The 23,140-nt window shown below is 31.7% G+C and carries 26 protein-coding genes and 1 pseudogene; 18 read left to right on the plus strand and 9 right to left on the minus strand.

The features are described 5' to 3' along the window. Positions 1-16: 16 nt before the first annotated feature. Complete coding sequence (locus tag FH779_RS12600) at positions 17-1,321, minus strand: aminopeptidase P family protein (protein WP_180904959.1); 1,305 nt, start codon at positions 1,319-1,321, stop codon at positions 17-19. A 338-nt stretch (positions 1,322-1,659) separates the two neighbouring features. Here FH779_RS12600 and rpsF point away from each other — a divergent pair, with 338 nt between their 5' ends. The 3 genes and pseudogenes from rpsF to rplI all read left to right on the plus strand — a co-directional run. After that, the gene (gene rpsF, locus FH779_RS12605) at positions 1,660-2,007 is read left to right on the plus strand and encodes a 30S ribosomal protein S6 (protein WP_038334492.1); all 348 of its coding nucleotides are present in this window, start codon (positions 1,660-1,662) and stop codon (positions 2,005-2,007) included. A gap of 8 nt (positions 2,008-2,015) precedes the next feature. Then, on the plus strand, positions 2,016-2,318 hold the full coding sequence (gene rpsR, locus FH779_RS12610; protein ID WP_019976570.1) for a 30S ribosomal protein S18: 303 nt from the start codon (positions 2,016-2,018) through the stop codon (positions 2,316-2,318). A gap of 21 nt (positions 2,319-2,339) precedes the next feature. After that, positions 2,340-2,837: pseudogene (gene rplI / locus FH779_RS12615) on the plus strand (50S ribosomal protein L9); the annotation flags it as partial. A 209-nt stretch (positions 2,838-3,046) separates the two neighbouring features. On the opposite strand, the gene FH779_RS12620 reads toward rplI, so the two are convergent. Further along, complete coding sequence (locus FH779_RS12620) at positions 3,047-3,871, minus strand: DUF5694 domain-containing protein (protein WP_180904960.1); 825 nt, start codon at positions 3,869-3,871, stop codon at positions 3,047-3,049. A 142-nt stretch (positions 3,872-4,013) separates the two neighbouring features. Between FH779_RS12620 and FH779_RS12625 the strand changes: the two genes are divergently transcribed. Continuing rightward, a complete protein-coding gene (locus FH779_RS12625; RefSeq protein ID WP_180904961.1) occupies positions 4,014-5,081 on the plus strand; it encodes a sensor histidine kinase in 1,068 nt (355 codons plus the stop codon). Continuing rightward, positions 5,068-5,748 (plus strand): LytR/AlgR family response regulator transcription factor, encoded by a 681-nt coding sequence (locus tag FH779_RS12630; RefSeq protein WP_180904962.1) that lies wholly within the window; start codon positions 5,068-5,070, stop codon positions 5,746-5,748. Before FH779_RS12625 ends, FH779_RS12630 begins: the two co-directional genes overlap by 14 nt. A 53-nt stretch (positions 5,749-5,801) precedes the next feature. Here FH779_RS12630 and aroC read toward each other — a convergent pair whose 3' ends face one another. Then, entirely contained in the window at positions 5,802-6,860 is a 1,059-nt protein-coding gene (gene aroC / locus FH779_RS12635) for a chorismate synthase (protein WP_180904963.1), read from the minus strand. 22 nt (positions 6,861-6,882) lie between these two features. Beyond that, positions 6,883-7,956: a 3-oxoacyl-ACP synthase III family protein gene (locus FH779_RS12640; protein ID WP_180904964.1), complete on the minus strand. Its 1,074-nt coding sequence runs from the start codon at positions 7,954-7,956 to the stop codon at positions 6,883-6,885. A 123-nt stretch (positions 7,957-8,079) separates the two neighbouring features. Between FH779_RS12640 and FH779_RS12645 the strand changes: the two genes are divergently transcribed. The 10 genes from FH779_RS12645 to FH779_RS12690 all read left to right on the plus strand — a co-directional run bounded on the left by FH779_RS12645 (position 8,080) and on the right by FH779_RS12690 (position 15,879). Beyond that, positions 8,080-8,643, plus strand: a complete 564-nt coding sequence (locus FH779_RS12645; RefSeq protein WP_180904965.1) for a hypothetical protein — start codon at positions 8,080-8,082, stop codon at positions 8,641-8,643. 25 nt (positions 8,644-8,668) lie between these two features. Continuing rightward, positions 8,669-9,409 (plus strand): bifunctional demethylmenaquinone methyltransferase/2-methoxy-6-polyprenyl-1,4-benzoquinol methylase UbiE, encoded by a 741-nt coding sequence (gene ubiE, locus FH779_RS12650; protein WP_180904966.1) that lies wholly within the window; start codon positions 8,669-8,671, stop codon positions 9,407-9,409. A 26-nt stretch (positions 9,410-9,435) separates the two neighbouring features. After that, positions 9,436-10,236 (plus strand): type IX secretion/gliding motility protein PorT/SprT, encoded by an 801-nt coding sequence (porT, locus tag FH779_RS12655; protein WP_180904967.1) that lies wholly within the window; start codon positions 9,436-9,438, stop codon positions 10,234-10,236. Between the two features lie 51 nt (positions 10,237-10,287). Further along, positions 10,288-11,427 (plus strand): acyl-CoA dehydrogenase family protein, encoded by a 1,140-nt coding sequence (locus FH779_RS12660; RefSeq protein WP_115001412.1) that lies wholly within the window; start codon positions 10,288-10,290, stop codon positions 11,425-11,427. Positions 11,428-11,549: 122 nt separating this feature from the next. Continuing rightward, on the plus strand, positions 11,550-12,410 hold the full coding sequence (locus tag FH779_RS12665; RefSeq protein WP_180904968.1) for a fumarylacetoacetate hydrolase family protein: 861 nt from the start codon (positions 11,550-11,552) through the stop codon (positions 12,408-12,410). Between the two features lie 354 nt (positions 12,411-12,764). Then, a complete protein-coding gene (gene rplM / locus FH779_RS12670) occupies positions 12,765-13,220 on the plus strand; it encodes a 50S ribosomal protein L13 (RefSeq protein ID WP_038334665.1) in 456 nt (151 codons plus the stop codon). Between the two features lie 9 nt (positions 13,221-13,229). Next, positions 13,230-13,616: a 30S ribosomal protein S9 gene (gene rpsI, locus FH779_RS12675; RefSeq protein ID WP_038334481.1), complete on the plus strand. Its 387-nt coding sequence runs from the start codon at positions 13,230-13,232 to the stop codon at positions 13,614-13,616. Between the two features lie 124 nt (positions 13,617-13,740). After that, a complete protein-coding gene (rpsB, locus tag FH779_RS12680; RefSeq protein WP_038334479.1) occupies positions 13,741-14,487 on the plus strand; it encodes a 30S ribosomal protein S2 in 747 nt (248 codons plus the stop codon). 114 nt (positions 14,488-14,601) lie between these two features. Beyond that, complete coding sequence (gene tsf / locus FH779_RS12685) at positions 14,602-15,426, plus strand: translation elongation factor Ts (RefSeq protein WP_038334478.1); 825 nt, start codon at positions 14,602-14,604, stop codon at positions 15,424-15,426. Between the two features lie 129 nt (positions 15,427-15,555). Continuing rightward, positions 15,556-15,879, plus strand: a complete 324-nt coding sequence (locus tag FH779_RS12690) for a T9SS type A sorting domain-containing protein (RefSeq protein ID WP_115001418.1) — start codon at positions 15,556-15,558, stop codon at positions 15,877-15,879. A 70-nt stretch (positions 15,880-15,949) separates the two neighbouring features. On the opposite strand, the gene FH779_RS12695 is transcribed toward FH779_RS12690, so the two are convergent. Further along, complete coding sequence (locus FH779_RS12695) at positions 15,950-16,729, minus strand: superoxide dismutase (protein WP_244957958.1); 780 nt, start codon at positions 16,727-16,729, stop codon at positions 15,950-15,952. 386 nt (positions 16,730-17,115) lie between these two features. On the opposite strand from FH779_RS12695, the gene FH779_RS12700 reads away from it, so the two are divergent. Next, positions 17,116-17,400 carry a hypothetical protein gene (locus FH779_RS12700; RefSeq protein ID WP_147280018.1) on the plus strand — a complete coding sequence of 95 codons (285 nt, stop codon included), beginning with the start codon at positions 17,116-17,118 and terminating at the stop codon, positions 17,398-17,400. 60 nt (positions 17,401-17,460) lie between these two features. Beyond that, on the plus strand, positions 17,461-18,129 hold the full coding sequence (locus FH779_RS12705) for a hypothetical protein (RefSeq protein ID WP_115001420.1): 669 nt from the start codon (positions 17,461-17,463) through the stop codon (positions 18,127-18,129). A gap of 43 nt (positions 18,130-18,172) precedes the next feature. Here the strand turns inward: FH779_RS12705 and hemE are convergent, their stop codons facing one another. From hemE to hemA, 4 genes are read right to left on the minus strand one after another with little or no spacing between them, the layout of a single operon-like run. After that, a complete protein-coding gene (gene hemE, locus FH779_RS12710) occupies positions 18,173-19,201 on the minus strand; it encodes a uroporphyrinogen decarboxylase (protein ID WP_038332112.1) in 1,029 nt (342 codons plus the stop codon). Further along, entirely contained in the window at positions 19,188-19,865 is a 678-nt protein-coding gene (locus tag FH779_RS12715; protein WP_180904969.1) for a uroporphyrinogen-III synthase, read from the minus strand. The genes hemE and FH779_RS12715 overlap by 14 nt, the downstream gene beginning before the upstream one ends. Next, on the minus strand, positions 19,865-20,791 hold the full coding sequence (hemC, locus tag FH779_RS12720; RefSeq protein ID WP_180904970.1) for a hydroxymethylbilane synthase: 927 nt from the start codon (positions 20,789-20,791) through the stop codon (positions 19,865-19,867). Before hemC ends, FH779_RS12715 begins: the two co-directional genes overlap by 1 nt. 7 nt (positions 20,792-20,798) lie before the next feature. Next, on the minus strand, positions 20,799-22,046 hold the full coding sequence (gene hemA / locus FH779_RS12725) for a glutamyl-tRNA reductase (protein ID WP_180904971.1): 1,248 nt from the start codon (positions 22,044-22,046) through the stop codon (positions 20,799-20,801). Positions 22,047-22,242: 196 nt separating this feature from the next. Between hemA and FH779_RS12730 the strand changes: the two genes are divergently transcribed. Beyond that, positions 22,243-23,121: a helix-turn-helix domain-containing protein gene (locus FH779_RS12730; RefSeq protein ID WP_180904972.1), complete on the plus strand. Its 879-nt coding sequence runs from the start codon at positions 22,243-22,245 to the stop codon at positions 23,119-23,121. The last annotated feature ends 19 nt before the right edge of the window (positions 23,122-23,140 follow it).

Below are 23,140 nucleotides of genomic sequence, written 5' to 3' on the forward strand. Positions count from 1 at the left end.
TTTAAAATTTAATAAATTACTTATTCATTAAATCTTCGATTTCTTCTGCTTCTAACGGAATATTTTGCATCAAGTTGAAAGGTTTTCCTTCTTTCTGAATTACATAATCATCTTCCAAACGAATTCCAAAACCTTCTGCTGGAATATAGAATCCTGGCTCGTTTGTGAAAACCATTCCAGCCACAAAATCATCAGTCAATAAACCATAATCATGTGTATCTAATCCCATATGATGAGACGTTCCATGCATCATGTATTTTTTGTAAGCTGGCCAAGCTGGATCTTCGTTTTGTACATCTGCTTTATCCAACAAACCTAAACCTAACAATTCAGAAGTATAAACTTTTCCTAATTCTTCGTGGTATTTGTACCAATTATTCCCAGGAACTAACATCGTTTCCGCTTCTTTTTTACAACGTAAAACTGCATCATAAACTTCGCGTTGGCGTTTTGTATATTTTCCATTAACTGGAATTGTACGTGACATATCTGATGAATAATTTGCATATTCAGCTGCAACATCAAACAAAATCAAATCACCGTCTTTACATTCTTGATTATTTTGAATATAATGCAACACATTTGCATTATTTCCAGACGCAATAATTGGCGTGTATGCAAAACCTTTTGAACGATTACGAAGAAATTCGTGAACAAACTCAGCTTCGATTTCGAATTCCCAAACTCCAGGTTTTACGAAATTTAAAATACGACGAAAACCTTTTTCTGTGATATCACACGCTTGTTGAATCAATTGAATTTCTTCTGGTTCTTTTACAGAACGTAAACGTTGCAAAATAGGATTTGAACGTAAATAAGTATGTCCAGGATAATCTACTTTCAATTGTTTTACAAAACGATCTTCGCGCGTTTCTACTTGAGGTGCTTCTGTTACGCGATAATGCTCATTTTTATTTACATAAACATTATCTGCTTCTACCATCAATTTGCGCAAAACATTTGGTAAATCTTGTAACCAAAGTACAGTTTTGATTCCAGAAACTTCTGTTGCTTGAGCTTTTGATAATTTTTCTCCTTCCCAAACTGCAATATGATCGTTTGTTTCACGAACAAATAATACTTCCTTATATTTAGGATCGTAAGCGTCAGGAAAAATTAATAAGATAGATTCTTCTTGATCAACTCCAGATAAATAAAAAATATCACGATGTTGTGCAAACGGTAACGTAGAATCTGAAGAAATTGGATAAATATCGTTAGAATTGAAAATAGCAAGAGAACGAGGTTTCATTGCTTTTACAAATTTCGCTCTGTTCTTTACGAATAACTCGCTTGGAATAGGATTGTATTTTGTTGTCATAAAATTTTACATTAATTATTATGACCAAATTTAAGAAGATGTTTTTAGAAAAAAAAGGAAAACCCTCGCAGAAACGAGGGTTTTAACCTTAACCAACCTAAACCTATGAAAAAGCCATTAGCCTTTTATGTTGACAAATGTAAGCTACTTTTTTTAAACTGCAAATTTTTTTTTAAAAAAGTCAATATTTTTTTAACGTCAATATGATAAAACGATAATATTCAACAAATAAGCTATCTATAAAAATTCAATAATTATTCATTTGCGATATTCAAATAATTATTCTTATATTTGCACCTCGAATTTTAGTATAAATAATAACTTAAAAGAAGTTAAAAATGACACATTACGAAACTGTTTTCATTTTGACTCCCGTTCTATCTGATTCTCAGGTAGAGGAAGCAGTTAATAAATTCAATGACTTTGTTACTGCTAACGGTGGTGAAATCGTAGCAAAAGAGAACTGGGGCTTAAAAAAATTAGCTTACCCAATTCAAAACAAAAGAAATGGATTCTACCACTTAGTAGAATTTAAATCAGACAATAACGAGTTAGTTTCTCAATTAGAAGTTGCTTACAAACGTGATGAGCGTGTAATCCGTTTCTTAACTGTGAAATTAGACAAACACGGTATGGACTGGGCAGAAAAACGTAGAACAAAATTAAAGTCTAACTCTAACAAATAAGCAAAGCTATGGCAATTGACGATTTAGCAAAAAAAGCAGCTGGAGGTAGCGAATCAGAAATCCGTTATTTATCTCCTTTAGATATCGAAACACAATCAAACTCAAAATATTGTCGTTTCAAAAAATTTGGAATCAAATACGTTGACTATAAAGACGCTGATTTCTTAATTCAATTCGTGAATGAGCAAGGTAAAATTTTACCTCGTCGTTACACAGGAACATCTTTAAAATACCAAAGAAAAGTTTCTAAAGCGATCAAAAGAGCTCGTCACTTAGCATTAATGCCATTTATTGGTGATCAATTAAAATAATAACCTAAATATTAAAATATCATGAACGTAATTTTAAGACAAGATGTAGAAGGTTTAGGTTTTGAATTTGAAGTTGTTTCAGTAAAACCTGGATACGCACGTAACTTCTTAATCCCTCGTGGATTAGCATCAGTTGCAACTCCAAAAAATGTACAAGAATTAAATGAAGTTTTAGACGCTCGTAAAGCAGAAGAAGCTACATTAATCTCTGCAGCGAAAGAAAAAGCGGCTAAATTAGATGGTTTAGTTGTTAAAATCGACGCTAAAGTTGGTTCTGGAGACAAATTATTTGGATCTATCAACAATGCAGATTTAGCAGAAGCTTTAGTAAAAGCTGGTGTTGAAATCGAGAAGAAAAACATTAGAATCCCTGGAAATACTATTAAACGTTTAGGAAAATACGAAGCTAAAGTTCGTTTCCACAGAGATGTTGAAGTAGATTTCGGATTTGAAATTGTACCAGATGCTGCATCTATCAAAGCTGCTGAAGAAGCTGCTAAAACTAGAGCAGAATTAGCTAAATTAGATGCTCAAAAAGCAGCTAATGCTACTAAAGAAGAAGGTTCTTTCTTCAACTATGATAACCCAATTTACGCTAACGACAAGAAAGCGAAAAAAGAGGAAGTATCTGAAGAAGTTGCTACAGAAGAAACTCCATCTACAGAAGAATAATTATTATTCAACATATATAAAAAAACCTCGCAGTTTGCGAGGTTTTTTTTATGTTTTTATTTTAGATAATCTAACGTATTTACTTCTTTAAACTTTGGCGAACGTCGTAAGAAATCTTTGAAGAAAGCCGTATGTGTAGCTCCCATTAATACAAAAATACGATCGTCTTTTGTAATTGGCACATTGTTCATATTCGCAAACATCCACAAATTTCTTTCATAAAACTTTGCCGCTTGCTCCGCTCCCAATGGATAACCATTTACAGAAACAGTTGTTAATAAATCTGCATTAACTGCAACCGAAAAATCTAAAAATTCTGGTTGATTATAGTATTGCAATAACTCTTTTAATTTTACATCTTTTTTTGTTACTCCATTTTTTGATTCATTATTTCGGAACATTTCGATGTATTTTTTGAATGTAATCGAATCATCTTGCTCTTTCAACAAATCACCAAGCATATAAAGATAATCTTCTTGATAATTAATTCCATAAATTTTCTTCGATCCGCTTAATCTCCCAACTTCATAAGCCAATAACTCAACTTCGTTTGGATTTTCAAACTTCATTTTAGGATTAAGTAAATAATCTTGAAAAAGTTTATTCAACATTTTATTGCGAGAAGGATTTTGTTCAACTAAAATAATTGTAGGTTTAAAAGCCGCAATCTGCTTCGCTATTTCATGTATTTGACGAACATTATCTTGATTATTCTCATCAAATTCAGTCGTACTTGCATCTGGCGTATATCCCATGTGAAAAGTTCCCATATTAAGAACTGGAATAGCATCATCAAATTTTGTTTGAAATTGATATTTTGTTTGAGCAGATAAATTCATAGTACCAATAAATGTAGCAATTGCAATAAATAAGTTTTTCATTTGAGTTAATTTTTAATTATGATTCAAATTTCTGTGATTCTGAAAAAATTGACTTCTATTTATCGACTAACCCATTTGATTTATCGACGAATCACTTCACTTTTATGTAGAAAAGAATCTAATTTTACAAAAAACAAAAACAATGGAGCGTGATAAAAAAAATTTAAGTTTCTCGAAACAAAAAAGTATACTTATACTTTTAGGGTTCTGGCTTATTTACATTCTGTTTGACTACATAACAATTGGATTAGTAAATCTAACTAACGGAAATTCATTTTTTGAAGCAATTAACTTATTTGCATCAACAATGTATATTGTTCAGTTAATTACAATTTTTATTATCTATTTTTTTATTGCCCCCTATTTTCTAAAAAATATCAATTGGAAATCGATATTATTCTCTATAATATGTTCCTTTACAACATTCATTATTGTTCGTTATTTTATTGAGCAAATTATTACAGATTTTTTGTTTCACAAAGTCAATTATTTTGAAGGAACAACGATTAGTTTTTACATTTACGACAATTTACATTATGGTTCTTTTATCGTTTTTTCGTCACTTTTTTTATGGATGACATTCCACTCAATCCATACACTAAAACAAAATAACATTATCGAGAAAGAGAAAAAAGAAGCTGAAATCAATTTTCTGAAATCTCAAATTAATCCTCATTTTTTATTTAATACCCTTAATAATATTTATAGTTTGGTGAGTGTAAATTCTCCTCATTCGTTAAAAGCTATCGAAAATTTGAGTGCAATTATGCGTTTTACAACCTACGAAACCAATAAAGATAAAATAGAAATTGAACGAGAAATTGATTACATCAATCAATACTTAGATTTGGAGCAGATTCGTTATGGAGAGAAATTTTATGTCGAAAAAGAATTTTTGATCGAGAATTCTAAAAAATTAATTCATCCATATATTATTTCGCCTTTAATCGAAAATGCAATAAAACATGGTGTTGTAAAAGACATTAATCATCCAATTAAAATCAATTTAAAAACCAATTCTGAATACCTTGAGATTTCCGTTTCAAATAAAATTAATCAACATCAAAAAGATGAAACTTCAGGAATTGGATTAACAAATTTGAAAAAAAGATTGAATTATTATTTCGGAAATAATTATAGTTTCGAGATTAAAAACGATTATGAAACCTTTCATATTTACCTAAAAATTCCATTAAATGACGAAAATTAAGTGTATTATTTTAGACGATGAACCTTTGGCTGTTGAATTATTAAAAAAACACGCTTCTGAAAATGAAAATTTAATTGTTTCACTTGCTACAACTGAAGTTTTTGAAGCAATTGATTTTCTCAAAAATAATAAAGTTGATCTTATTTTCACAGATATTCAAATGCCCGAATTAACAGGAATTCAATTGATGAAAATCCTTGATCATTCTCAGAAATTTATTGTTACAACTGCTTATCAAGATTATGCTTTAGAAAGTTTTAATTTTCATGTGGTTGATTATTTATTGAAACCTATTACGAAAGATCGTTTTGATTCGTCAGTAAAAAAGTATGTTGATTTTTTTCAAACGACATCAACTAAAAATCAATCGACTTATTTGTTTGTAAAAGCAGATGGAAAGCAAGTGAAAATTAATTTTTCGGACTTAATTTATATTGAAGGCTTGAAAGATTATATTCGAATTCATACTAAAACTGAAAAATTATTAGTCTTAGAAACTATGAAATCTTTCGAAGAAAAATTACCAAATCATTTCAAGAGAATTCATCGTTCGTATATCATCAATCTTGATTTTTTAACTTCAATAGATGGTAATTCTGTTTATCTCAATCAGAAAATTGTACCAATTGGAGAAACATACAGAAAAGAAATGAAGGATTTTGGCTAAAAGCGTTAAGCAAAACAAAAAACTCCAACTTTAAAAGTTGGAGTTTTTGTTATTTATATATTTCTTGTTCGTTGTATCAGCAACATATCAGCCAAAACCATCGCAGCTAAACTTTCTACAATAGGTACGGCTCTTGGAACAACACAAGGATCGTGACGACCTTTTCCATGCATTTCTACCATTTCGCCATCAGCATTCAACGTCGTTTGTTCTTGCATTAATGTCGCAACTGGCTTGAAAGCAACTTTGAAATAAATATCCATTCCATTCGAAACTCCACCTTGTATTCCTCCAGAATAATTGGTTTTTGTTGTTCCATCTTGGTTGAATTGATCATTCATTTCTGAACCTTTCATTGATGTTGAAGCAAAACCTTCGCCGTACTCAAAACCTTTCACCGCGTTTATCGACATCATTGCTTGCCCTAAACGAGCATGCAATTTATCAAAAATTGGTTCACCTAAACCAACTGGCACATTTTGAATAACGCAGGTAACTTCACCACCAATTGTATCACCTTCTTTGCGAATTTCTTTGATACGATCAATCATTTTTTCTGCCATTTCTAGATCTGGACAACGTACTGCCGTATCTTCAATTTTAGAAAAATCTAATGTAGAATAATCATTATCCAACTTCAACTCACCTACTCCGCTTACATAAGCTGTAATATTGATATTTGGAATCACATGTTTTGCAACAGCGCCACCAACAACCCAATTAGCCGTTTCGCGCGCAGAAGTTCTTCCTCCACCTCTATGATCGCGAACACCATATTTGGTTTCGTATGTAAAATCGGCATGAGAAGGACGAAAAACGCCTTTGATATGATCGTAATCGTGAGATTTTTGATTATCATTCGGAATAATAAACCCGATAGAAGCACCTGTTGTTTTTCCTTCAAAAATACCTGAAAGAAATTGTACTGTATCTGGTTCTTTTCGTTGTGTCACAATTGCAGATTGCCCTGGCTTACGACGATCTAATTGCGCTTGTATCCAATCAAAATCTAATTCGATTCCACTAGGAACGCCATCAATTACACCTCCAATCGCTACACCATGACTTTCGCCAAAAGTTGAAATTTTAAATAGTCTTCCGAATGTATTCACAATAGTATATGAGTTTTTGTTTTTATTTTTCGAATTGATAAATCACCGCATTAACATTCATTGTAGCTCCAACAGAAGCTAAAATAATTGTATCATTTGCGTGAAATTGATGAGGAGCTAATTCTCCTTTTTTGATTAAATCAAACATTGTAGGAACCGTTGCTACAGATGTATTTCCTAAGAATTGAACCGTCATTGGATCAATTTTTTCTGGAACAGCTACACCATATAATTTGTATAAACGCTCTATCATCGCATGATCCATTTTTGCATTTGCTTGGTGCAATAAAATTTTATCAATATCAGTAATTGATAAATTTGTTTCGTCTAACAATTCTTTGATTGCCGGCGGAACATTTTTTAATACGAATTCGTAAACTTTACGACCTTTCATATTAATTGTTTTGATTGAACCTTTATAGTCTGGATTTGCAGAACGTCCATTTGTCAAGTAAGCCAATTCATCACCTGTATAACTTAAAGTTTCATGATTGATGATTCCATATTTATAGTCAGCTTCTTTTGCTTCTAAAACAACTGCTCCTGCTCCATCTGCAAAAATCATCGCAGAACGATCATGTGGATCTACAGCACGAGATAACGTATCAGAACCGATTACCAAAACTTTCTTTGCAATATTTGCTTGAATAAATTGATGTCCTAAAATCAATGATTCTATCCAACCTGGACAACCAAATGTCATATCATAAGGTTTACATTTTAGGTTTTTGATTCCTAAATTGTGTTTTACTTTTGCCGAAATTGACGGCATAATATCAATTTGATGACCAACAGGATCAATATCTCCAAAGTTGTGTCCAACGATTATATAATCTAATTCTTCTGGATTAACGCCAGATTCTTCAATTGCTTTTTTAGCTGCAAAAGTTGCGATATCAGAATTTAATAAATCATCTTCTACATATCTTCTTTCTCTGATTTCTGTAATTTCCTCAAATTTACGCGTAATTTCTTCACCAGTTTTATCCAAACGATTTCCACTTTCGTCATAAAATTCGTGGTTAACAAAATCTTCGTTCGTAACAATTCTATTTGGTAAATAGTGTCCAGAACCTGTAATTACAGAGTTTATCATATTAATATTGTTCAATTTTAATAAAAAAATAATAGCGACAAAGTTACACATTTCATTAAAATAGTCATGAAAAATATGTAATAACTCATGCCGAAATTAATAAAGTATAATTAATTTAGCAGCATGAAAAAAAATCCTTCATTAATTGGTCTTTTAATCGTCTGTGGATTAGCTGCTTTGATCGTTGTTGTTTATAACACTTTTTTGAGCAAAAAAGATGGGTATGTGATTGACAATCCATCAAACAAAACCTTGACAATCAAAATTAACGATAAAGATTTTACAATTGCACCGCAACAAAATGCAAGAGTAGACCTGAAAAAAGGAAAAGCGCATATCGTTTATAGTTTTAATAACAAAAATGTAGATACAGTTGTAGATATTACAAGAGCAAATGGTTTTATAAATCCAACGCATCAAGAATATTATACATTTACACGACCTTATGGTGTTAGAAAAAACAAAGATTCTATCTTTTTATCAAACAATATTGCAATAGATAACAAGGTTTATCACGGAATTATCGAAAAATCTTCTCAATTATACATCGAAAACTTTTACTACAACATCGATCAGGATTATCCTAAGATGTTTATAAAAAGTGGCGGAAGCGAGAAAGCAACTGATTTATCGAAAATATTTAACAAAGAAGATTTTAAACAATTTTATTTCGAGAATTACGAATAAGATTTAGATTTTATAACTTTACAAAATGGCAAATCATCAACACGATGCAGTAACTCCTTACGAAGCATCAGATCTAAATAAAAAGAAACAAGTCGAGCAAATGTTCGATAATATTTCGCCAAAATACGATTTATTAAACCGTGTTTTATCAATGGGAATAGATATTCAATGGCGAAAAGATGTCATCAAAATGGTAAAAGCTTCTCAACCAAAAACGATTTTAGATATCGCGACTGGAACAGGAGATTTAGCGATTATGATGGGTAAAAATATCGATGCAAAAATTACTGGATTAGACTTATCTAACGGAATGTTGGAAGTTGGTCGCAAAAAAGTAAAAGAAGCTGGATTAGAAAATCGTATCGAAATGGTACAAGGTGATTCGGAAAATTTACCTTTTCCTGATAACACTTTTGACTGTGTAACCGTTTCTTTTGGTGTTCGTAATTTTGAAAACTTAGAGAAAGGTTTAGCAGAAATTAATCGTGTTTTAAGACCAGGCGGAACTTTTGTTATTTTAGAGTTTTCTTATCCTACAGCTTTCCCAATGAAACAATTGTACACGTTTTATTCTAAAAATATTTTACCTGCAATTGGTAAAATGGTTTCGAAAGATCAAAGTGCTTATACCTATTTACCAGATTCAGTTCGTGCTTTTCCACATGGAGAAGAAATGAAAAACATCCTGAAAAGTGTAAAATTTACACAACCTATTGATAAAAAACTTACTTTTGGTATTGCAAGCATTTATAAGAGTATAAAATAAAATTGCTTGTTATTCGTTGAAAGTCTATGAGAAAAAATCTAATCATCGCATTATCGTTAACTGTTGCTAGCATTGCAAATGCGCAGTTTCGCCCTAATAATGACAGAAGCGAAAACAGAACTGAAACTGATCAGAAAAAATTTAGTTTTGGATATTTCTTGGGAACTAATATGATGAGTTACAAGATTGTTCCTAAAGCTCAAACAAATCCGTTACCAGGAACTCCTCAAACTCCAGAAGATGATGGAGTAAATGAACACGGTTTAGTTTATTTAGATCAAGAAAGTAAAGCTGGTTTCTCTGTTGGATTAATCGCAAAAATGCGAGTAAATGATTATATTGATTTAAAATCAGAACCAGGATTGCATTTTGCTCAACGTATTTTACATTTTCGTAATGCCCCTTTAGCTGGTACATCAACTGGTACTTATGAAGGAGATTTAGAAGATTCTAATGTAAAACGCGAAGTAAAATCTACTTATATCGAAATTCCATTGTTACTTAACTTTCACGGAGATCGTTGGTTCAATACACGTCCATACATTCAAGGAGGTTTGGGTTATCTAATGAATTTACAATCTAACGAAAATAAGGAAGACGATAACGCAACTGGAGTTTTTAGAACAACAACGAATAACTTTAACTGGCAAGCTGAAATTGGAGTTGAAATTTATTTCAAACGATTTAAACTTACACCAGCTCTAAAAGGTATGTTCTTCTTTAATAATGAAATTGTTCCTGATAAACCTTCTACAGACCCTTATTGGACAGGAAGCTTGAATTCATTATCAACCAGAGCATTTGTTTTTTCTCTAAAATTTGAATAAAAATTAAAAGTCATAATCACAAAATAATAAAAACCATAAATAAATAATCACATGAATTTTCAATTATCGGAAGAACAATTAATGATTCAAGAAGCTGCTCGTGATTTCGCTAAAGCCGAATTATTACCAGGAGTTATCGAACGCGATGAAACATCTACTTTCCCAACTGATGCAGTAAAAAAAATGGGAGAACTTGGATTCTTAGGTATGATGGTTGACCCAAAATACGGAGGATCTGGTTTAGATAGCGTTTCTTATGTCATTGCAATGGAAGAAATCGCTAAAGTTGATGCTTCTGCTGCTGTTGTCATGTCAGTTAACAACTCTTTGGTTTGTGCTGGTATGGAAAAATATTGTAACGAAGATCAAAAACAAAAATATTTAGTACCATTAGCTTCTGGTCAAGTGATCGGAGCATTTTGTTTATCTGAGCCAGACGCTGGTTCTGATGCAACTTCTCAAAAAACTACTGCGGTAGATATGGGAGATCACTATTTATTAAATGGAACAAAAAACTGGATTACGAATGGTGGAACAGCTTCTACTTATTTAGTAATCGCTCAAACTGATCCAGAAAAAGGTCACAAAGGAATCAATGCTTTCATCGTAGAAAAAGGATGGGCAGGTTTCGAAATTGGACCAAAAGAGCAAAAAATGGGAATCCGTGGTTCTGACACACATTCATTATTCTTTAATGATGTAAAAGTTCCAAAAGAAAACCGTATCGGTGAAGATGGATTTGGATTTGCTTTCGCAATGAATGTCTTAAACGGAGGACGTATCGGTATTGCTTCTCAAGCATTAGGTATTGCTCAAGGTGCTTATGAATTAGCGTTAGATTATGCAAAAATTCGTAAAGCATTCAAAACAGAAATCATCAATCATCAAGCTGTTGCATTCAAATTAGCAGATATGGCAACTAATATTACAGCTGCTCGTATGTTATGTTTCAAAGCTGCGGTTGAGAAAGACGAAGGAAAAGATATTTCTATTTCTGGTGCAATGGCAAAACTATTTGCTTCTAAAACAGCGAACGAAGTTGCTTCGGAAGCCGTTCAAATTCATGGAGGAAATGGTTATGTTCGTGAGTATCATGTAGAGCGTATGATGCGTGATGCAAAAATTACTCAGATTTACGAAGGAACATCAGAAATTCAAAAAATTGTAATTTCGAGAGGAATTGCTAAATAATTTTAGATAAATATAATTATTTTTATCTTTATGAGACATTTGTTAATGACAGATGTCTTTTTTTATTTATTTAATCAAAAAACAATACGTCGTATATTTGTGGCGGAAAAAATATAAAGAAGATGAAAATTTTTAGATTCGGACCAAAAGGTCAGGAGAAATCAGGTGTAATCATCGATGAGAAAAAATTCGATGTTTCAGCATCTGGAATTATTTATGATGATGATTTTTTTGGAAATACAGAAAAACAAGAAACTTTACAAAAATATATCGAGCTTAACATTAATAGCTTGCCATTAGTTGAAGATGATGTACGTATTGGTACACCTTTAACTCGTCCAGGAAAAATTGTTTGTGTAGGTCTTAACTTCGATGATCACGTAAAAGAAACAGGTTTACAACAACAAGCAGAACCGATTATGTTTATCAAAGCGAATCAATCGTTTAACGGACCAGAAGACGGAATTATGCAACCAAATGGTTCTACAAAAATGGACTGGGAAACAGAACTTTGTATTATTATTGGTGAAAAAGCAAATAATGTAACGGAAGAAGACGCAATGAATCACGTATATGGTTATGCATTGATTAATGATATTTCTGAACGTGCTTTCCAAACAGAACGTGGTGGTACTTGGGACAAAGGAAAAGGATGTGATACATTTGCACCTGTTGGACCTTTTATTGCAACAAAAGACGAAATCGAGGATGTAAATAATTTACGTGTTTGGTTAAAATTAAACGGAGAATTAATGCAAGATGGTAATACAAGTGATTTTATTTACCGTATTCCTAAATTAATTTCTTACCTATCTCAATTTATGTCTTTCTTACCAGGAGATATTATTTCTACAGGTTCTCCAGCAGGATCAGGAATGGGGAAAACACCTCAAGTTTGGTTAAAACCAGGAGATGTTATCGAATATGGAATTGAAGGTTTAGGTTCTACAACTCAAACTATTTTACCTTTCTCAAGAGGTTAAAATAAGATATCTTACAATAAAAACCGTGCAATTTAAATTTTGAATTGCGCGGTTTTTAAATTTTGTTTAGCATCATACTTAATTGATTAAACGATAAAATGAATACTTTTTTATGTAATCTGTTAATCATTTTAAAACAATCAATCGGTTAAATAGAACGTCTAATTCGAAAAAAATATTGGATATTCAATTAATTAACGTAATTTTGCAAACGGTTTTGACAACCGTCTAAATGGTACAAATCCATCAAAATGATGAATAATTCCTAAAATCTTTTGGGAAAACAGAATCATTTTGTACATTTGCACCCCGATCGGATTGTCGGTAATTTATAAAATATTAAAAATCAAGATAGTGGACACGTTAAGTTACAAAACTTCATCAGCCAACAAAGAAACTGCTCAGAAAGAATGGGTAGTTGTGGACGCTTCTGACTTATCATTAGGTCGTTTAGCGTCAGGTGTTGCGAAGCTTATCAGAGGTAAGCACAAAACAAACTTCACTCCTCATGCAGATTGTGGAGATTATGTAATTGTTTTAAACGCTGACAAAATTCAATTAACAGGTAACAAATGGGATGACAAATTATACATCCGTCACACAGGTTACCCAGGTGGACAAAGATCTTTAACTGCGAAAGAAGTTTTTGCAAAAGATCCTGTACGCTTAATCGAAAAGTCAGTAAAAGGAATGTTACCTAAAAATAAATTGGGTAGTAAATTATTGACTAATTTACATGTATTTGTTGGTACTGAGCACAATCACGAAGCTCAACAACCAAAACAAATCGATATTAACGAATATTTATAATCTAATTCCATGGCAATAGTTCATAAAATCGGACGTAGAAAAACATCTGTTGCTCGTGTATACTTACAAGAAGGTAATGGAGAAATCTTCATTAACGGGCGCGAGTTAGCAATCTACTTCCCTACGGCAGTATTACAATACAAAGTAGAACAACCATTTTTAATCACTGGTACAAAAGAGAAATACAATGTAGATATCAAAGTATTTGGTGGTGGAATCACTGGTCAGGCTGAAGCAATTCGTTTAGCAATTTCTAGAGCTTTATGTGAAGTTGACGCAGATTTTCGTTTACAATTAAAACCAGAAGGGTTATTAACACGTGACCCACGTATGGTTGAACGTAAAAAATTCGGTCAAAAGAAAGCGCGTAAGAAATTCCAATTCTCTAAACGTTAATTTATTCAATTCATTAAAAAATCCATTTTCCGTTGGTTTAGCATCTAAACAAATAAGGCTAGAATTTTTCGACCACTTGTTTGTTGCTTGTTGAGATAACGGAACGTAAACTAAAAAAAAGAAAATGGCAAAAGTAAATGTAAAGGACTTATTAGGTGCTGGTGTGCACTTTGGTCACTTAACAAGAAAATGGAATCCGGCTATGGCTCCTTATATTTTTATGGAGAAAAACGGAATCCACATCATCGACCTTCACAAAACTGCAGTGAAATTAGATGAAGCATCTGAAGCTTTAGGAAAAATTGCTGCATCTGGACGTAAAGTTCTTTTTGTTGCAACTAAAAAACAAGCGAAAGATGTTGTAGCTAAGCATGCTGAAGAAATCAACATGCCTTATATTACAGAACGTTGGCCTGGTGGGATGTTAACTAACTTTGTTACTATCCGTAAAGCAGTTAAAAAAATGAATTCAATCGATCGTATGAAAAAAGACGGTACGTTTGAAACACTATCTAAAAAAGAAAGATTACAAGTTGATCGTCAAAGAGCATCTTTAGAGAAAAACTTAGGTTCTATCGCTGATATGACACGTTTACCATCTGCAGTATTTATTGTAGATATCGTACGTGAGCACATCGCTGTAGCTGAAGCTCAAAAATTGGGTATTCCAATCTTTGCAATGGTTGATACAAATACTGACCCACGTCAAGTAGATTTCCCAATCCCTGCAAATGATGATGCTTCTAAATCTATCGATATCATCTTATCTACAGTAGCTGATTCTATCAAAGCTGGTTTATCTACACGTAAAGCAGAAAAAGAAAAAGCAAAAGAAGGTAAAGAAGAAGGAGCTGAAACAAAAGAAGCTTAACATTAACTTGATGATCAATTCATCGATATAATATACCTTGTAGCTCCTACACCACTTTGTGGTGTACGAGCTACTTTTATTTAAAATATTAAGAAACAAAATAAAAATATTACTATGAGCTACAAAGCAACAGCCGCTGAGGTAAGTAAATTAAGAAACGCAACTGGTGCGGGAATGATGGACTCTAAAAAAGCTTTAGAAGAAGCTGGTGGAGATTTCGATAAAGCTGTAGAAGTTTTACGTAAACAAGGACAAAAAGTAGCTGCTAAAAGAGCTGACCGTGATTCTACAGAAGGTGCAGTTATCGCTAAAGTTAACGCTGACCAAACTAAAGGTATCGTTATCGCTTTGAACTGTGAGACTGACTTCGTTGCTAAAAATGAAGCTTTCGTTGCTATGGCTAATGAAATCGCTGATTTAGCTTTAACAGTTAACTCTAAAGAAGAATTATTAGCTTTACCATTCGCAGGAATTACAGTTGGTGAAAAATTAACTGAGCAAACAGGTGTTATTGGAGAAAAAATCGAAATTGGTACTTTCCAAGCTATCGAAGGTGCTATCGTTAATTCTTACATCCACGCTGGTAACAAAATTGGTGCTGTAGTTTCTTTATCTGCTAACGTAGAAGGTGCTTCTGAAGTAGCTCGTGACGTTGCTATGCAAGTTGCTGCTATGAACCCAGTAGCATTAGATGAAACTTCTGTTGCTCAATCTGTAATTGATACTGAATTATCTATCGCTAGAGAAACTTTAGTTGCAGAAGGTAAACCAGAAAACATGATTGAAAACATCGCTCAAGGTAAATTACAAAAATTCTTCAAAGAGAATACATTAGTTCACCAAGCGTCAATCAAAGACGGAAAAACTTCTGTTCAAGATGTCGTTAAAGCTGTTAACGCTGACTTGAAAGTAACTGGATTTATCCGTTACAGCTTATAATAAGTTTATAATTTTTATTATATATCTTAAAGTGATGCTAAAATTTAGCATCACTTTTTTGTTTGGTATATAATTTGAAATGTTTGTTTTATAATTATTTATTTTTATATTTGTTAGGATTACAAGCATATGAAACACTTTATACTATTTATAACTATATTTTTATTCACCATAACATCTGCATCAGCTCAGTCGAGATTTGATCAGGACAAAGGCTCTGTTAGTATTTATCCAAATCCTGCGAGTTCTACGTTTACAATAAAATTTGATAATCCATCGAAAGCAAGTTCGGTGTCGATATATTCGATTATTGGAAATGAAGTAATGAATAAAAAATTAGACGGAAGCCAAAAAGCAAACTTTAATGTACAAAGTTTGAAAAAAGGAAAATACATTGTTCGCGTTTTTAATGAAGATGGAACAACAGAAACACAATCGTTGATTAAGAATTAAAATTATTCATATAAAACAAAAAAGCTTCTCAAAAATTTGAGAAGCTTTTTTTATGTCGTTACTCGAAAGTCTATTTCGCTTTCTTGTAATTATCTTCAACTTGTTTCCAATCCAAAACATTGTTAAACGCTTTCAAATAATCATCGCGTTTGTTTTGGTATTTTAAATAATAAGCATGTTCCCAAACATCAATTCCTAAAATTGGCGTTCCTGCAACCTCTGCTCCTGGCATCAATGGATTATCTTGATTTGCTGTACTTGTAACTGCCAAACTTCCGTCTTCTTTCACAACTAACCAAGCCCAACCAGAACCAAAACGTTTAGAACCTGCTTCGTCCAATTGTTTCATCAATTCTTCTGTAGAACCAAATGTTGCATCAATCTTAGCTTTAAGATCTCCTGTAGGCGCTTTCTGCGGCGTTGGAGACATAATATCGAAATATAACATGTGATTGTAATATCCACCAGCATTGTTGCGTAAAGCAGCATTATTCATATCCATTTTTTTCAAAATGTCTACAATATCATTCGATTTGATATTTGCTTCTTTCAGCGCTGTATTCAATTTGTTGATGTATCCTAAATAATGTTTAGAGAAATGAACTTCCATTGTTTTTGCATCAATGTATTCGTTCAATTCATCGTAACCATATTTCAAAGGTTTAATTTGGAAAGTTCCTGGGTCAGCTTTAACATCTGTAGGATTTCCAACAGGCTCTGCAGCAGCTTGCACTGTATCTTGTTTTACAACTTCTTTAGTTGTTGAGTCAGCATTTTCTTTCTTCGTTTCGCATGACTGAACAAAGAAAAGAACACCCAAAACTGACATCAAAAATATACCCTTTTTCATCTTATTCTTTTATGTAGTTTACTTATGATATTAATATTTCTACTAAAATATACTAAAACTATCGAATATAAAATTGATTTCTTTTAATTTTCTGTTAAAATGGAGATTAGAATGTATTTTTATTACATTTATAATAATTAACACGAAACAAAATGACGATTAAAAATCTATTTGCAATCATAATCAAATTGATTGGTTTTTTCTTTATTATAGAAACTTTTATAACATTTTTTCCCGAGCAAATCAATCTGTTAATGAACTTTGATGTAATATTTCCTGAAGAAATAAAAAGTCAAAATATCGTTTTATTTCCTTACATCACGCTTATAATTCTATTCATTGTACTGTTTTTGATTTATTATACTTTCATTTATAAAACAGAAATTATGATTAGATTTCTTAGAATCGAAAAATATTTTGAAGATACAAGAATTGAAAATCTTACAATTCCTATTCAAAAATATGCGCAGATTTCGATAATAATCGTTTCGATTATTTTATTGATTTTTCAATTACCTATTTTTATCAATACAACAATTAAGTATTTTAGTGTAAAAGATTCTTTTCAAGATGGACTAACTTCTGATTTAATTTCGAGTTCAATTATTATTCTACTTTCATTTATTGGAATTATTTTCAGCGATAAACTCTCAAAAAATTTTGCAAAATAAACACTATTTTATTTCAGATATTTTAATTATTCTTATTTTATTAATTATAAAAAACCAAAAATGAAATATTACCTAACTTATATTCTATTTATAATTTGTTCAATTTCTTTTTCACAAAATATTGATGAAAAAAGAGATATACTAATTCATAATCTTTGTAATATCCTTTCCGAAAATAAAAATCTTAATGATTTAGATAGAATTAATTTAGTTAATCAAGATGTTAGTTTAATTAAATATTTTAAAGATTTTTCAAAAGATGAAATTCAAGCTGAAGAAGAAGCTATTTTTTATAGATTTCAAAAAAAATGTAAAGAATACACTGATATAATAAAGAAATTCTCTGAAAAAAATAATGAAAACTGGATTACTTTAGAAAATTTGCCTAAATCAACAATCAATGATAAAGATTATAATTTAGTAAAGTCAGCTTCTGAATTATATTATTTTGACTACGAAGGAAATAAAACAATTGTAAAAATTGAAGATAATAATTGGATTGAATATTTTATTGATGAATCTTTTTCTAAACTAAAATTATATTGGATAAAAAATAATGATTTTAATCTAGAGTTTTTAGAAAGCAATAATTCAATGAAAAAATCATTTAGTAGAAAAGGAGAAATATATCAATATAGAATTTTAAGTAAAGAGAATAATTATTATTGGATCGCTTATTATACAAAAGATCTAAATAATATCGTAAAATTTAAATTATATATTCAATAAAAAAACCTTCCATTACGGAAGGTTTCTTGTTATATCGAGTTTCTTAATCTCTCTTATAATTTACAACAGCTTCTATAAAAGCTTGTGCATTTTCAACTGGAATATTTGGTAAAATTCCGTGACCTAGATTGGCAATGTATTTATAAGGACCAAAATCGTCAATCATTTCTTTTACCATTTGCTGAATAGTTTCTGGTGGCGATAACAAACGAGAAGGATCAAAATTACCTTGTAACGTCTTTTTGAAACCTGTAAACTCACGCGCTAATTGCGGCGTAATTGTCCAATCAACACCCAAAGCAGAAGCTTTAGAATCGGCCATTTTCTCTAAAGCAAACCAACAACCTTTTGCAAAAACTGTTACAGGAACTACTTTAGAAACTTCATTTACAATTTGCTCGATGTATTTCCAAGAAAATTCGTCATAATCTTTTGGCGATAACATTCCACCCCAAGAATCAAAAATCTGAATCACATTTGCACCATGTTCCACTTTTTTCAACAAATATTGAATCGTAGTTTGAGTGATTTTTTCTAACAATTGATGCGCAGCAACTGGATTTTGAAAACAAAAACCTTTCGCTTGATCAAAAGATTTAGAACCACGACCTTCCACTGCATAACACAACAATGTCCAAGGCGATCCTGCAAAACCAATCAACGGAATATTATTATCCAATTCTTTCTTTGTGATATCCATCGCTGCATAAACGTAACCTAACTCTTCTTCAACATCAGGAATATAAACTTTTTCTACATCTTGAGCTGTACGAATAGGATTCTCTAACCACGGACCAACACCAGGTTTCATCTCGAAATTCATTCCCATTGCTTGTGGTACAACCAAAATATCCGAAAAGATAATGGCTGCATCCAACGGAAAACGACGAATTGGTTGAACTGTAATTTCAGCCGCTAATTCTGGCGTTTGACAACGTGTAAAGAAATCATATTTATCTCTCAATTCGATAAATTCTGGTAAATAACGTCCTGCTTGACGCATCATCCACACTGGCGGACGCTCTACCTCCTCACCTCTCAATGCTTTTAAAAGCAAATCATTTTTTATCATTGATGTATTTTTTTATATTTTCGATAACCACTTCCACCAATGGTGTTTGCGCAGTTATAATTTCATGATTTGGATAAACTTCTTGTATCGCAGAAGTTGTTGTATTTCCGATTGTAAAAATACGCGAACTTTCCGAAATTTCATTTTGTTGATGAAATGCTTTGAATGATAACGGACTAAAAAAAGCATACGCATCAAAAGTTTCATTTAATTGATAAACAACCTGTTCTGATTGATATGTAATGATTTGATTGACTTCTTGATTTGCTTTTGACAATTCATTCACCAACAAATCTCGGCGCGAAGAACCGCACAAGAAATTCCATTTCGGAGAATAATTTCCTGAAATCAATTTCGGAGCTAAATCTTCTGCATAATCTTCAATCAACACAACCTTTCTGTTTTGCGCTTTTAGTTTTTCTGCCGTTTTTTTTCCAACAACAAAAAAATGACCATTCAATTCCAATCCTTGAATGGCATTTACTGTATTTTGACTCGTCACAATAAATTGATGAACGGATTCATCAATCTGTGCAGAAATTTCATTTTTCGAAGTCAATTCGATTTGTAAAGTTGGTTTACAAACCACCTCAACATCAGTTCCAAATTCTTTTTCAAGTAATTCAGGAGAAATTAACTTCGTGAATAAAATCTTCGTTCGCACTATTTCGTTCCGATTTCTTTTTTAATTTCTTCAATCATTTTTGCAGCACCTTGCGCAATACATTCTTCAGCAAATTCGCGACCTTTCGTCAAATATTCATCTGCTTTGAATTGTCTTTCGATTGAAATCATCTCTTGTCCATCAATTGATAAAATTGCTCCTTTGAACGAGTAATTTTCTTCATCAATTTTTTCAACTAACGCACCAATTGGCGCTGTACAACCTCCTTCTAAAACATTCAAGAATTGACGTTCTACTGTTGCAAAAAGTTCACATTGCGGATTATTAATATCACTCAAATCAAAACCTTCTTTGGCAACAATTCCCAAAATCCCTTGTGATGGCGCAGCAATCATCCAATCAATCACTTTATAATGAAGACCTTTTTCTGCCAATTCATCTAAAATTTCTGAACGATCCAAACCTGCAAAAGCAAATACAGCTCCGTCCCAATCTGCATTATCTTGCAACTTTTTCAGACGTAATTGCACATTTCCTCGTAAATCTACAATCGTATCATTTGGATATTTATGATTCCAAAATGCTTTACGACGCAAAGATCCTGTTGCAATAATTCGGTGTTCTTTCTCGAAAATATCTTCCGATTTGTACACCAAAATATCCGCAGAACTTGCACGCTCTGGATATGCAATCAACTCTAATGTTTCTGGTAAAACAGTTGGTACATCTTTCAACGAATGAACCGCAATATCCACTTGATCATTCAACAAAGCAATGTCCAATGAACGCGTAAAAACACCTGTTAAACCTAATGAATAAATGGGTTGTTTTAGATTTGCATCACCTTCAGAAGTAATCGGAACGATTTCTGTTGGATGACCTTTTGCCTCAAGAATAGAAGCAACTTTATTGGCTTGCCAAAGCGCTAACGGACTTTGACGTGTACCAATTTTTATTGTTTTCATGATTGTATTAAGCTTGTTTTAAATGAAACATTTTTTCGATTAACTGAATTGTTTCGTCTGCATTTTCTTTATTTTCAATCAAATAAGAAGCAAACTGATTTGTAATTTTCTGAATTACTTTTTCAGTTAAAATCGTTTCATTTTCGTCAATGTTTACATTATCTTTTTTCAAATTATTTAAAGCAAAACTCTGAAAAAAGTCTAATCTATCTTTGAAAGATTGAATAGCAGGAACCAATTCTCTGGTTTCTAACCATTCGTAAAACTCTGTAGAATGCTCCTCTATAATTGCCAAAGCTTCTGGAATTGCATTGCGACGTTGCGCAATCGTATCATCTACCATTTTAGACAATCCGTCCACATTTACCAATTGAATAGATTCGCGAGCAGCCAATGTATGAATTACATTTTCTGGAACTGACATATCAATAATCGTCATTTCCTTATCGAACGGAATCATTTCTTCTGTAATCGTGTAATTACTTGCTCCCGTTGCAACAATTAGAATATCTGTTTTTTGTAATTCTTCTTTTAACTCGCTGTGATCTTTTACGGTAATATCGTATTTCAAACCAAGAACTTCTGCCTTTTCTTTTGTACGATTGATTAACGTAATGTTTGTATTTGGATAATGTTTGACCAAATTAGCGCATGTATTACGACCAATTTTACCAATTCCGTACAACAAAATATTTTTGTCGACCAAGTTTCCTTGCGTTGCTTGAATAAAATTAACCGCAGAATATGCAACCGAAGCAGAACCGTTACTTAAGAAAGTTTCGTTCTTCACTTTTTTACTAATTTGGATCGCAGTATTTACCAAACGCTCTAAAAAAGCATTTGATGCGCCTTGTTTTTTGAAACGAGAAAACCAAATTTTGATTTGTCCGATGATATCAAAATCACCTAAAATCTGACTTTCTAATCCCGACGAAACACGGAATAAATGTGTAATCGCTTCTTCTCCTTCTTTTACCATCATAAATTGACGGAATTCATCTGCATTACCTTCTGTATATTTACAATATTGCTCTACGATTTGATCTTCGTTTTCTGCAAAACCATAAAATTCAGTACGATTACAAGTTGATACAATAAAAAAGTTTTCTAAACCATTCGTTTTAGAATCTTGTGTAAACATTTCAACTTGTTCCGGGAAAAAAGTAAATTTACCACGTGTAATGGCGTCAGCTTTTTCATAACTGATTCCGATTACGTAAAAATTTTCTTCCGTTTTATTACCTCTAATTGCCATTTCTTCAAATACTGATACAAAAGTAGTTTCAAAAGTCTTCGAAAAATAACTTTAAAAAGAAAAAATAACGCTAAAAATTAAAGTTTGCTTTTTTAGAATAATTATAAATTAAAGGTTTATATTTGTATGTAAACCATTATAAAAAGCGAAGTTGACAATTATCACGTTTTTTATATGACAAACCTCATCATTCGAAATGGATTTAAAAAATACCCATAAAAGTAAAATTAACGAGTATAAATTGTCAACAGACGTATTTATCGCTCAAATAGACAACTTTACAGCTTCTACAGACACGATTCTGAAAGGAATTGACAAGCGTTATATACAATTCTATTTTTGTACAAAAGGTTCGTTGACATTTAATTTTAATAATGGTATTTATAAAATCAATTTGAACGAAGGAAAAAGTTTTTTGTTCTATTATCCGACATTAGACATTCCATTATCGCTAAATATAAATGCCGAAAGTAAGGTTTATATTGTGGTTTTGTCTATTCAGAAATTACATCAATTGTTTGCAGAATATCAAATTCAGAATAATTTGATTTCGAGCATGACGCAAGAAAAATTTTATATTGAACGCGAAATTGGTCCAGCGATAAAATTAGTTTTGAATCAAATTGAACAAATGAAACTTTCTCCACAATTTCAAAATTTATTTTTGATTGGAAAAATGTACGAATTGTTCACGCTTTATTTTTCTGAAATCGAAAGTCAAACTGAGCATTGTCCTTTCTTGAATGATGAAAATGAAGGAAAACGAATCAAAGAAATCAAAGATTATTTATTAGCTGATTTTAAAAATCCGCCAACTATCAAACAACTTTGCGAAAAATTTTCCATTTCTGAATATCATCTGAAAGAAGGTTTCAAAGAACTTTATGGAACAACTGTTTATGGTTATTTGTTGGATAAAAAACTGGAATTTGCGTTGCATAAACTAGAAGAAAATCAACAAATGGTAAAAGATATTTCGTTTGAAATTGGTTACGAAAATCCATCACATTTTATATCAGCATTTAAGAAGAAATATGGCTTAACGCCTAAACAATACATTAAACAATTTCAGTAAAAGTTTAACGATTTCTAAT

Origin of the sequence: Empedobacter falsenii, assembly GCF_013488205.1 — a bacterium.
In the GTDB taxonomy this organism is placed as follows: domain Bacteria; phylum Bacteroidota; class Bacteroidia; order Flavobacteriales; family Weeksellaceae; genus Empedobacter; species Empedobacter falsenii_C.

What these genes read in the sequence shown, in the direction of transcription:
- FH779_RS12600 (WP_180904959.1), bottom strand. Translation starts at nt 1,321, where the DNA reads ATGACAACAAAATACAATCCTATTCCAAGCGAGTTATTCGTAAAGAAC.
- rpsF (WP_038334492.1), top strand. Translation starts at nt 1,660, where the DNA reads ATGACACATTACGAAACTGTTTTCATTTTGACTCCCGTTCTATCTGAT.
- rpsR (WP_019976570.1), top strand. Translation starts at nt 2,016, where the DNA reads ATGGCAATTGACGATTTAGCAAAAAAAGCAGCTGGAGGTAGCGAATCA.
- FH779_RS12620 (WP_180904960.1), bottom strand. Translation starts at nt 3,871, where the DNA reads ATGAAAAACTTATTTATTGCAATTGCTACATTTATTGGTACTATGAAT.
- FH779_RS12625 (WP_180904961.1), top strand. Translation starts at nt 4,014, where the DNA reads ATGGAGCGTGATAAAAAAAATTTAAGTTTCTCGAAACAAAAAAGTATA.
- FH779_RS12630 (WP_180904962.1), top strand. Translation starts at nt 5,068, where the DNA reads ATGACGAAAATTAAGTGTATTATTTTAGACGATGAACCTTTGGCTGTT.
- FH779_RS12640 (WP_180904964.1), bottom strand. Translation starts at nt 7,956, where the DNA reads ATGATAAACTCTGTAATTACAGGTTCTGGACACTATTTACCAAATAGA.
- FH779_RS12645 (WP_180904965.1), top strand. Translation starts at nt 8,080, where the DNA reads ATGAAAAAAAATCCTTCATTAATTGGTCTTTTAATCGTCTGTGGATTA.
- ubiE (WP_180904966.1), top strand. Translation starts at nt 8,669, where the DNA reads ATGGCAAATCATCAACACGATGCAGTAACTCCTTACGAAGCATCAGAT.
- porT (WP_180904967.1), top strand. Translation starts at nt 9,436, where the DNA reads ATGAGAAAAAATCTAATCATCGCATTATCGTTAACTGTTGCTAGCATT.
- FH779_RS12660 (WP_115001412.1), top strand. Translation starts at nt 10,288, where the DNA reads ATGAATTTTCAATTATCGGAAGAACAATTAATGATTCAAGAAGCTGCT.
- FH779_RS12665 (WP_180904968.1), top strand. Translation starts at nt 11,550, where the DNA reads ATGAAAATTTTTAGATTCGGACCAAAAGGTCAGGAGAAATCAGGTGTA.
- rpsI (WP_038334481.1), top strand. Translation starts at nt 13,230, where the DNA reads ATGGCAATAGTTCATAAAATCGGACGTAGAAAAACATCTGTTGCTCGT.
- rpsB (WP_038334479.1), top strand. Translation starts at nt 13,741, where the DNA reads ATGGCAAAAGTAAATGTAAAGGACTTATTAGGTGCTGGTGTGCACTTT.
- tsf (WP_038334478.1), top strand. Translation starts at nt 14,602, where the DNA reads ATGAGCTACAAAGCAACAGCCGCTGAGGTAAGTAAATTAAGAAACGCA.
- FH779_RS12690 (WP_115001418.1), top strand. Translation starts at nt 15,556, where the DNA reads ATGAAACACTTTATACTATTTATAACTATATTTTTATTCACCATAACA.
- FH779_RS12695 (WP_244957958.1), bottom strand. Translation starts at nt 16,729, where the DNA reads ATGAAAAAGGGTATATTTTTGATGTCAGTTTTGGGTGTTCTTTTCTTT.
- FH779_RS12700 (WP_147280018.1), top strand. Translation starts at nt 17,116, where the DNA reads ATGATTAGATTTCTTAGAATCGAAAAATATTTTGAAGATACAAGAATT.
- FH779_RS12705 (WP_115001420.1), top strand. Translation starts at nt 17,461, where the DNA reads ATGAAATATTACCTAACTTATATTCTATTTATAATTTGTTCAATTTCT.
- hemE (WP_038332112.1), bottom strand. Translation starts at nt 19,201, where the DNA reads ATGATAAAAAATGATTTGCTTTTAAAAGCATTGAGAGGTGAGGAGGTA.
- hemC (WP_180904970.1), bottom strand. Translation starts at nt 20,791, where the DNA reads ATGAAAACAATAAAAATTGGTACACGTCAAAGTCCGTTAGCGCTTTGG.
- hemA (WP_180904971.1), bottom strand. Translation starts at nt 22,046, where the DNA reads ATGGCAATTAGAGGTAATAAAACGGAAGAAAATTTTTACGTAATCGGA.
- FH779_RS12730 (WP_180904972.1), top strand. Translation starts at nt 22,243, where the DNA reads ATGGATTTAAAAAATACCCATAAAAGTAAAATTAACGAGTATAAATTG.